7 protein-coding genes are annotated in these 9813 nt (G+C 70.9%); 3 read left to right on the top strand and 4 right to left on the bottom strand.

Annotation, left to right across the window (positions count from 1 at the left end; translation table 11 throughout):
* Window positions 1–22 precede the first annotated feature (22 nt).
* Window positions 23–937 (bottom strand): transposase, encoded by a 915-nt coding sequence (locus tag M0R80_16125; GenBank protein ID MCK9461160.1) that lies wholly within the window; start codon window positions 935–937, stop codon window positions 23–25.
* Between the two features lie 337 nt (window positions 938–1274).
* On the opposite strand from M0R80_16125, the gene M0R80_16120 reads away from it, so the two are divergent.
* Window positions 1275–1832, top strand: coding sequence for a DUF2284 domain-containing protein (locus M0R80_16120; GenBank protein ID MCK9461159.1), 558 nt, complete (start codon window positions 1275–1277; stop codon window positions 1830–1832).
* 72 nt (window positions 1833–1904) lie between these two features.
* Here M0R80_16120 and M0R80_16115 read toward each other — a convergent pair whose 3' ends face one another.
* The 3 genes from M0R80_16115 to M0R80_16105 are packed head-to-tail and all read right to left on the bottom strand — an operon-like array spanning window position 1905 to window position 6189.
* Window positions 1905–2927 (bottom strand): ABC transporter permease, encoded by a 1023-nt coding sequence (locus M0R80_16115; GenBank protein ID MCK9461158.1) that lies wholly within the window; start codon window positions 2925–2927, stop codon window positions 1905–1907.
* Complete coding sequence (locus M0R80_16110; GenBank protein MCK9461157.1) at window positions 2924–4558, bottom strand: ABC transporter permease; 1635 nt, start codon at window positions 4556–4558, stop codon at window positions 2924–2926. Before M0R80_16110 ends, M0R80_16115 begins: the two co-directional genes overlap by 4 nt.
* The gene (locus tag M0R80_16105) at window positions 4525–6189 is read right to left on the bottom strand and encodes an ABC transporter substrate-binding protein (GenBank protein ID MCK9461156.1); all 1665 of its coding nucleotides are present in this window, start codon (window positions 6187–6189) and stop codon (window positions 4525–4527) included. The genes M0R80_16110 and M0R80_16105 overlap by 34 nt, the downstream gene beginning before the upstream one ends.
* 72 nt (window positions 6190–6261) lie before the next feature.
* On the opposite strand from M0R80_16105, the gene M0R80_16100 reads away from it, so the two are divergent.
* Both M0R80_16100 and M0R80_16095 read left to right on the top strand, forming a co-directional pair.
* Complete coding sequence (locus M0R80_16100; GenBank protein MCK9461155.1) at window positions 6262–7644, top strand: aminopeptidase P family protein; 1383 nt, start codon at window positions 6262–6264, stop codon at window positions 7642–7644.
* Window positions 7645–7656: 12 nt separating this feature from the next.
* Window positions 7657–9702, top strand: coding sequence for a cation:proton antiporter (locus M0R80_16095; protein ID MCK9461154.1), 2046 nt, complete (start codon window positions 7657–7659; stop codon window positions 9700–9702).
* Window positions 9703–9813 lie beyond the last annotated feature (111 nt).

Here is a 9813-nt window from a genome sequence, read left to right as displayed (position 1 = left end):
GAAATGGGGTCAAGAGTGTTCACTATTCACTTACTTCTTCTACGTCCAGCTCGGCGCGCCAGCGGGTGAGCCGAGCGTCTTTCTCCGACCATCGGTTGACCACGTTGTGCACCTGTCGAGTGGTCATGTTCAGCAGCCGGCCGATCTCTCGCCGGGTCAGGTCCGTGCGGTGGGCCAACGCCCACGCCGCGAACCGCCGCGCCGGGTTCGCCCGCGGACCCATCCGCGCCGTCCGTATCTCTGCGAGGCTTGCACCGGTCGCGCGGCGCACCGCCTCCAGCACTTCGTTCCCGGTTTTTAGCCGCCTCGCCGAGTCTCCGGCGCGCCGTTCACTCAAAGCCGTCTCGAGCGTCGGCAGGAAGCCCGTGTCGAGCGCCATCCGCTCGGGCCAGGACAGCCGACCGCGGTGCAGGTCCAGCACGTACTCGTGCAGCCGTTCGCTGTCACCGAACAGCGAGAGAAAGAAGCCGCGCGAGAGCCACTCGGGAGCGGACTGTCTGCCCGTGTACGCCAGGTGGCTCGTCCAGCAGTCCGACGTCAGCCGGGTCACCAAGTTGGCGCGCAATGGGTTCAGGTGGATGTACGCCAGCACGTATGGCAGCTGCGCCTCGCTGACGAGCGATTGGCTGTGGAAGCGCCCGCGGAACAAGGGGCCGTCCCAGCGCCGGGCCCGGTTCGACGCCTGGGTGTAAACGCCGTTCAGGTGCCGCATCGCCCGGGAGAGGTTGCCGCGGACCGAGCGAAGGAGGAGGTGGTAGTGGTTGGGCATCAGCGCGTACGCGTGGACCTCGATGCCGAACCGGTGCAGACAGTCCTCCAGGATTCCGAGGAAGCGCACGCAGTCGCCGTCGTCGCGGAAGATCGGCGCCCGTCGCGCGCCGCGGTGCATCACGTGGTGCCAGGCTCCCGGGAAGTCGAGCCGCGGTTTGCGCGCCATGGGGAACCGCTAACACGGCCAGCGCCAAGTGACAAGTGATAAGGTTTGACCCCTCTTTTTTGACTAACACGGCCAGCGCCAAGTGACAAGTGATAAGGTTTGACCCCTCTTTTTCTCTCTTTCTTTCCCACAAATGCGGCGGATCCACCTGCGCCAGGAGCCTCATCGCCGCGCGGCGGAGGCTTTCCTCGGAGAAGCCCCGTTGGAAACGAGGGAAAGCCTGAGGGGGCGGGCTCTGTCGCGGAACATGTCGTTGGAAGCCGCGAAGGCGTTCGGCTCGTAGATCCGCGAGGCCGAACCCGTGGACGCCGCGGCCGAAGCGGCGCATCATCGCGGCATGACGAAACCGACCTTCGCCAAGGACCGAAAGCTCGTCGGCGGGCTCCTCGCCGCGCGGGGCGTCGCGGACTCCCGCTGGCTCGATCCGAAGAGGATCGCCGTCGCCGAGTGGGTGCGGATGAAGTGCCGGTTCGGCTGCGGCGGCTACGCGAAGGGCGCGTGCTGCCCGCCGAACGTGCCGAGCGTGGCCGAGTGCCGCGCGTTCTTCGACGGGTACGAGCTCGGCGCGTTGCTCCATTTCGAGACGCGGTGCGCGGACAAGATCGAGCGCCGCAGGTGGTCGATGGAGCAGACGCGCGACCTCCTCGCGCTCGAGCGCGACGTGTTCCTCGCCGGGTACGAGCGGGCGTTCGTCCTCGTGTTCGCGACCTGCCACCTCTGCGCCAAGTGCGCCCCGACGCGCGCCGAGTGCGCCCAGCCCGCGCTCGCACGGCCTACGCCCGAGGCGTTCGCGGTGGACGTGTTCTCGACGGCCCGCAGCGTCGGCCTCCCGATCGAGGTGAAGACCTCGATCGACGACCTACAGAACCGCTACGCCATCCTGCTCGTGCGATAGGCCGCGGGGATCGGGGATCGTGTCAGCTGAAGTGTTTCGGCCCGAAACGGGCGGCTCACGAAAACGCGAGCCTCACTCCCCCGGGTCCACGGACTCGCGCAGCCCCTCGCCGACCAGGTTCACGCACAGCACGGTCGCGGTGAGGAGGACGCCGGGGAAGACCACGAGCCAGTAGCAGCCGTCGTTGTCGAACGCGTCCGCGAGCAGCTGGCCCCAGCTCGCGGTCGGGGGGAGCACGCCGTAGCCGAGGAACGACAGCGTGGACTCGATCAGGATAGCGCCCGCCACGCCGAACGTCGCGGAGACGATCACCGGGCCGAACGCGCCGGGCAGCACGTGGCGGAACAGGATCTGCGCGTGGTTGAGCCCGAGCGCGCGGGCCGCGTCGACGTACTCCTCGTTGACCGTGCGCAGCACCTCGGCGCGGGTCACCTGTGCCACGTCGGTGAAGCGCGTCGCCGCGATGACGATCATGAGCTGCAGCGGGCTCGCGACGCCGAGCAGCCCCTGGACGGCGAGGATGAGGAAGAACGCCGGGAACGCGCTGAGCGACTCGACGAGCATGCGCACGAGGCGGTCGGCGAACCCGCCGAAGTAGGCGGCGAGGGCGCCGAGCAGCACGCCGAGGAGGGTCGACAGGATCATCGAGCCAACGCCGACGAGCCCGGCCGAGCGGGTTCCGTGGACGAGGCGGGCGAACACGTCGCGGCCGCTGTCGTCGGTGCCGAGCAGGTGGTAGGCGCTCGGCGCCTCGAGCCAGCCCACGCCCCCGAGCACCTTCACCTGGTTCGGGCCGTAGGGGATGGGCGGCAGCACCGCGAACCCGCCCCGGCGCGCGATCTCGGCCTCGATCGCCTGGTTGTCCAGGTCCGCGAGCTCCTCGTGCTCGACGAGGTTGGGGAACAGGTAGAGCCGCCCGCCCAGGTGGCAGGCGATCGGCTTGTCCGACGCGAGGAAGTCCGCGCCGAGCGCGATCGCCGCGACGAGCAGGAGGAATCCCAGCGCGATCACGTTCGTCGGCCGGGAGAAGTAGCGCTCGAGGCTCTCCCGCACCCAGCCCACGCGCCGCGGGCCCCGGTCGCGCCCGCCCGTCATGCGCCCCTCCCGCCGCGCCGCCCGGGCACGATCCGCGGATCGACGACCGCGTACACGACGTCCGCGAGCAGCATGCCGAGGATCGTCAGGATCGCGGTCACCGTGACCACGGCGACGAGCCAGGCGTGATCGCTCACGCGGATCGCCTCGAACGTCTCGAAGCCCATGCCGTGGATCCCGAAGATCCGCTCGATGACCACCGAGCCGCTGATCAGGAACGGAAGCTGGGCGCCGAGCGCGGTCACGACCGGGATGAGGCCGTTGCGCAGGCCGTGGCGGAGGATCGCCTGCCGCTGGGACAGCCCCTTGGCACGGGCCGTGCGCATGAAATCCTGCTCGATGACCCGCAGCATGCCGACGCGCTGGTAGCGCGCGAGCATCGCCATGGAGACGAACGAGAGGCAGAGGACCGGGAGCACGAGGTGGTGCGCCGTGTCCGCGACGCGCTCCGCCAGCGGCCAGGCGTCCGCGCCCGGGCTCGAGAGCCCCTGGGAGGGGAACCATTCGAGGTGCCCCATGCCGCCCGTGTACCTGAGGAGCAGCATGGCGATCCAGAACGCCGGCAGCGAGTAGACCACGAACAGGGCGATGGTCGCCGTGCGGTCGAACCGCGAGTCGCGGCGGAACGCGGAGAACGTGCCGAGCGGGATCGCGACGCAGTAGGCCGCGAGCAGGGCGAGGAACGAGAGGAGGAGGGTGACAGGCGCGCGCTCGAGGATCTTGTCCCGGATCGGCTGCCCGTCGCGGACCGACACGCCGAAGTCGAAGGTGACGACGCGGCTGAGCCACCAGAAGTAGCGCGTCTCGGTCACGGCGCCCGTCACGCGCTGCCACCCCTCGAACGCGGTGTACAGATCGTACCTTCGGCTCCACCACTCGCCCCACCTGTCGAGCACCTGCTCGCGCGCCGCGGCCGGCGCCCTCGGATCCAGCGGATCCTCCCGGCCGGTGATCGCCGACGCGAGGGCGACGAGGCGCGCCGAGGTGGCCGCCGGGTGATCCTCGGCGATCGCCGCCATGAGCGCCGGCAGGCAGAACGTGTCGAGCCGCGTGAGCTCCGCGAGGGCGAGGCGGTCGTCCCGGCGCACGTAGCGCCGCACCAGGCGCGACGCGCGCACCGTCGTGAAATCGGAGCCGTACACGTCGAAGTAACGGATCCAGAACGCGGCCTTGTCGGGCGCCGCGGCGACCGCGTCCGCGAGGCCGAGGTGCGGGGCCACGGCCTCGAGCACCTCGAGCGCGGCCGCGAGGCTCTCGCCCTTGAGCCTCGGGAGCGCGTCGGCGAGGTACGGCAAAGCCGCCCCGCCGGTCCGGGCGAGCGAGCGGATCGCGGGCTCCCGCTTCTTGGGGTCCCCGAGCTTTCGGATGTCGCTCTCCGTTCGGGTCCGCGCGTCCTCGATGGAGAGGTTGACGAAGAGCGGCAGGTGCAGGCCGTACGTCCGCCCCTGCTCCTCGGCCGTCTCGCCGTCGAGAGCGCTGCCGCCGGCGCCCGAGGTGTCCGGGTTGCCCACCGCGAGGTTCACGAGCACGAACGTCACGAGCGAGATGCCGAGCACCGTCGGCACCATGGCGAGCAGGCGGCGGAACGCGAACCGGATCACGGGCGGTCCCTCTTCGACGGATCGATCCACAACGCGCGCTCGTCGAGCCGCTCGCCGCGGATGCGCACGCCGCGCACGGTGTCGCGGACGAGCATCGCCTCGGCAGGCCTGAAGGCTATCGTCATCGGCTGGGTCTCGCCGAGGAGCCGGGTCAGCCGGGCCTCGATCTCGGCCCGCTTCTCGGGCGCCGTCGCGGCCGACAGCTCGTCGAGCACCGCGTCGATCTCCCGTTCCGCGAACGCGCCGAAGTTGAGGCCCGACGCCTCGGCCGAGTGGAACAGCGGGCGCGGATCGAACGGCCGCGAGTTGGAGAACGTCACGACGGCGGCGTCGAACCTGTGCGCGCGCAACCTACTCGTGTAGGCGCCCCACCCGAGGGCCGCGACGCGGGTCGCGATCCCCGCCGTCTCGAGATCGGCCTCGAACAGCGTGATCCACCTCCGCGCGTCGCGATCCGTGTCCGGCACGAGCAGCCGAAAGGCGAGCTTCGTGCCGTCCCGCTCGCGCACGCCGTCGCCGTCCCCGTCGCGCCACCCCGCGGCGTCGAGCTGGCGCCGCGCCGCAACCGGATCGTAGGCGCTCGCGGTCGCACCGGGGGCGCCGTCGCGCGGCCGCGGCCACGGATCGAGCGCGATCTCGGCGAGGCAGCGCAGCACCGAGCACCGGATCGCCTCGCGATCGAGGAGGAGGCCCAAAGCGCGTCGGGTCGCGGCGTCGCGGAACTGAGGGCTCGCCGCGTTGTAGACGATCCCGACGAACGACTCGAGCGGGTACGCGACACGGCGGCCGGCGGAGAGCGCCTTGGCGTCCAGGCGGGCGCCGCCGATGCCGGGCACGACGTCCACCTCGCCGCCGCGGAAGAGATCGAGCGCGACGTGCCGCTCGGGCACGAGGCGGTAGACGACGCGGTCGACCCGCGGGGCCGCGCCGCGGAACTCGGGGTTTTGCACGAGCACGATCCGCTCGCCCCGCTCCCAGGAGGCGAAGCGGAACGGCCCGGTGCCGACGGGCGCCCGCGCCGCGGGGTGGGTCGCGACCGCCTCCTGGCCGAAGACGTGCCTGGGCAGGATCGGGATCCGCGACAGGGCGACCGGGAGATCCGGCCTGTCGCGATCGAGCCGCACGGTCACGGTGACGTCGTCGACGCCGACCACCTCGCGGACGTCCAGGAAGTCCGCGCGCAGCAGCGCGCCGCCCGCCGGATCGAGCAGCTGATCGAACGTGAACACGACGTCGGCGGAGGAGAACGACGCGCCGTCGTGCCACCGCACACCCTCGACGAGGTGGAACGTGTACAGGCCGGTGCCGGGCTCGTTCTCCCAGCGCGCGGCGAGCTCGGGCTCCGCCTCGCCCGACGCCGGATCGAGAACGGTGAGCGCCTCGATCAGCTCGTGATCCGCGATCTGCTCGGCCGTCGCGTCCGCCGAGTACATGGAAAAAAGCGTGCTCGGCTCCGTCGTGATCGCGATGGTCACCGTGCCGCCGCTCGCGGGCGCGGCATCCTCGACCGAGCGCCCGCCGGGCTCGGTGAGGGGCGGACAGTTGCACGCGGAGCTCCCGACCTCGCTCGCGCCTTCGCCGGTCGTGAAGCACGAGGCCGCGAGGGCGGCTGCGGCGAGCGCAAAGGCCGCGACGATCGTCTTACGAGCGCACCGTGTCATGGCCCCACAGGTATATCTCGCCCGCGCTTCCTGGTACACTTCCGGCCGTCGGATAGAACCCAAGGAGCCAGCATGGACGCGAAGACCTTCCAAGAGAGACGAGCGAAGCTCCGCGCCGCCGTCCCGGACGGGGCCATCCTCATCTCCGGCAACGAGCACGTGCCGCGCAACTACGCGGCGAACGGCTACCCGTTCCGCCAGAGCTCGCAGTTCCTCTATTACGCCGGCACGGATCTGCCGGGCTTCGCGCTCCTGGTCGCGCCGGGGGGAGAGACGACGCTCTACGGTCCGGCCGAGGATCCGGACGATCTCGTCTGGCACGGCCCGCACCCGGTGCTGGCGGACCACGCGGACGCCGCCGGGATCGAGCGCACGGCGACGACCGACGAGCTCCCGGCCGCGCTCGCCGCGCTCAAGAAGGGGGGCAAAGCGATCCGCTACCTGCCGCCGTACCGAGGCGGCGAGGAGATCCTGCTCGCCGCTCGCCTCGGCGTGCCGCGCGAAGAGGTCGCGAAGGGCGCGTGCCCCGAGCTCGCCATGGCGGTGGCCGCACAGCGGTCGATCAAGTCCGACGCCGAGGTGGCGGAGATCGAGCGGGCGCTCGCCGTGAGCGCCGAGATGTACGACGTCGCGATGCGGACGATCCGGCCGGGAATCCGCGAGGCGATCGTGGCGGGCGCCATCCAGGGCGTCGCGCTCTCCCACGACATGCCGCAGTCGTTCCCGCCGATCGTGTCGATCCACGGCGAGGTGCTCCACAACGAGGTGTACCGAAACGTCATGCGCGACGGTGATCTCCTCGTGATCGACAGCGGCGTCGAGGCGCCGCCCGGCTACTACTGCTCGGACATCACGCGGACCTTCCCGGTCTCGGGGAGGTTCACGGAGCAGCAGCGCGGGATCTACGAGACCGTGCTCGCGGGGCAGACCGCGGCGATCGCCGCCGCCTCGCCGGCCGTCTCGAACCGCGATCTGCACTTCATCGCGGCGAAGACGATGGCCAAGGGGCTCGTCGAGCTCGGGATCATGCGCGGCGATCCGGAGGAAGCGGTCGCGGCCGGCGCGCACGCGCTCTTCTTCGTCCATGGGCTCGGTCACATGCTCGGCGGCGACGTGCACGACATGGAGGATCTCGGCGACGTCGTCGGCTACCCGAGGGGCGAGAAGCGGTCGGGGCAGTTCGGCCTCGCGTTCCTCCGGCTCGCCAAGAGGCTCGAGCCCGGCTTCTGCTTCACCGTGGAGCCCGGCATCTACTTCATCCCGGCGCTCATCGACAGGTGGGCCGCCGAGAAGAGGCACGCGGCCTTTATCGACTACGCGGCCGTGGAGAAGTACCGCGGCTTCGGCGGCGTGCGGATCGAAGACGACATCCTCGTCACAGCGCAGGGCTGCCGCGTACTCGGCAAGCCGATCCCCAAGAGGGTCGCCGAAGTCGAAGGCGCGATGCGGCGCTAGCGAACGGGCGCGATGGGGATCCTCGAGAACATCGTCGTCGTCATCTGCGTGGGTGCCGTGGTCTCGGTGCTGTTCGAGCGGCTGCGCCTCCCGTCGATCGCCGGGCTGCTCGCCGCGGGCGCGCTGATCGGCCCGTTCGGGCTCGGCTTCGTCGGCAGCAGCGAGAACATCCAGAACCTCGCTCACGTCGGCGTGGTGATCCTGCTGTTCTCCATCGGCCTCGAGTTCTCCCTGTCGCGCCTCGGCCGCATCTGGAAGCTCGTCGCCTTCGGCGGGCTCCTGCAGGTCTCGCTCACGGTCGGCGCGGTGCTGCTGCTCTCGCTGGCGTTCGGCTTGTCGGTGCAGAAGGGGCTGCTGTTCGGCTTCGCGCTCTCCCTGTCGAGCACCGCGATCGTGCTGCGCGCGCTGTCGGAGCGCGGCGAGGTGGACGCGCCGCATGGCCGGCTCGTGATGGGAACCCTCGTGTTCCAGGACCTCTGCGTCGTGCCGATGGTGCTCATCATCCCGATCCTCGCGACGTCGGGCTCCTCGGGGAACGCCGGCGCGCTGCTCGACGTCGGGATCGCGCTCGGCAAGGCGGCCGCCATGGTCGTCGCGGCGATCGCCCTCTCGAAGCTGATCGTGCCGCGCCTCTTCTCCCTCGTCGACGCGGGCCGCAACCGGGAGACGTTCGTGCTCGCGGTGCTCGCCGTGTGCGGCGGCACGGCCTGGCTCACGTCGGCGGCCGGGCTGTCGCTCGAGCTCGGCGCGTTCCTCGCCGGTCTCGTGATCGCCGAGACCGATTACGGGCACCGCGCGTTCAGCGACGTCCTGCCGATGCGCGACGTGCTGATGAGCATCTTCTTCGTCTCGCTCGGCATGCTGTTCGAGCCGAAGGTGATCCTCGCGCACCCGGGGGCGGTCTGCCTCGTGCTCGGCGTGCTCCTCGTCGGCAAGGGGATCCTCGCGGCGCTCACCGCGCTCCTCATGCGGTTCCCGGCGCGCGCGGCGTTCCTCACGGGCGTCGGGCTCGCCCAGTTCGGCGAGTTCGGGTTCGTGCTCATCCAGTTCGGCGAGAAGGTCGGGCTCGCCACGGCCGAGGAGAGCTCGATCGTGCTCGCGGCCGGCGTGATCAGCATGTTCGTGACGCCGCTCGCGGTCCGAGCGGCGCCGCACCTCACGGCCGGGGAGGCGCTCCTGCGGCCGCTGGCCCGGGCCCTGGGCGCGCGCGGCATCGACGAGCCGGCGCAGGAGCACACGGGGCTCGAGGGGCACGTCGTGATCGTCGGCTACGGGTTCACCGGCCAGCTCCTCGCGCAGGCGCTCAACAAGAGCGGCTTCCCGTACCTCGCGCTCGAGCTGAACGCCGAGACCGTGCGCCGCGCGCGCGACGCCAACGAGCCGGTGTACTACGGCGACGCGACGAGCCGGGAGGCGCTCGCCCACGCCCGCGTGGAGTTCGCGCGGCAGGTCGTCGTCGTGATCAACGATCCGCGCGCGGCCCGCACCACCGTGAACGCCATCAAGCTGTACGCGCCCGAGACGCCGGTCATTCTCCGGTGTCGGTTCCTCTCGGACCACGGGACGCTCAAGACGCTCGGTGCGAGCGACGTCGTGGTGCAGGAGGTCGAGGCCGGGGTCGAGATCGTGGTGCGCGTGTTGCGCGATCTCGGCGTGGCGCGCAACGTCATCGACGAGCGGATCCGCGAGGTCCGGGCCAAGACCCACGCGAGCGCGAGGCGCCTCACGGTGCCGCGCTCGAGGGCCGGCGAGATGGACGATCTCGCCGAGCTCAAGGTAGAACGGTTCCTCGTCCGGGAGGGGGCGTTCGCGAGCGGCAAGTCGATCGCGGGGCTCAAGCTGCGCGAGGTGACCGGCGCGCTCATCGTGTCGATCCGCAGGGCCGGGGCGCTCATCGAGGAGCCGGATCCGAACCTGCCGCTCGCACCGGAGGACGTCGTGTACATCGTCGGCTCCGGCCCGGCCCGCCGCGCCGCGAGGTGGCTCCTCGAGACCGGCCGCCGCGACTCGATCCCGCCGCCCAAGGCGGAGGGGGAAGAAGAGGGCGGAGACGGCTGAGCCGATCCCCGCGGGGGCGAGCCCCGCGGCAAGAATGACGCCGCATTCGCGGCGGAAAGGCCGTTGGCCTCGACTCCAGGGCAGAGCCCTTTTCGGCGCAGCCGTCGCGTG

This window comes from Pseudomonadota bacterium (assembly GCA_023229365.1).
Classification (GTDB): Bacteria; Myxococcota_A; Polyangia; order JAAYKL01; family JAAYKL01; genus JALNZK01.
Note: the sequence above shows the minus strand (reverse complement) of the source record. Positions and strands in the feature narration are given on the sequence as shown.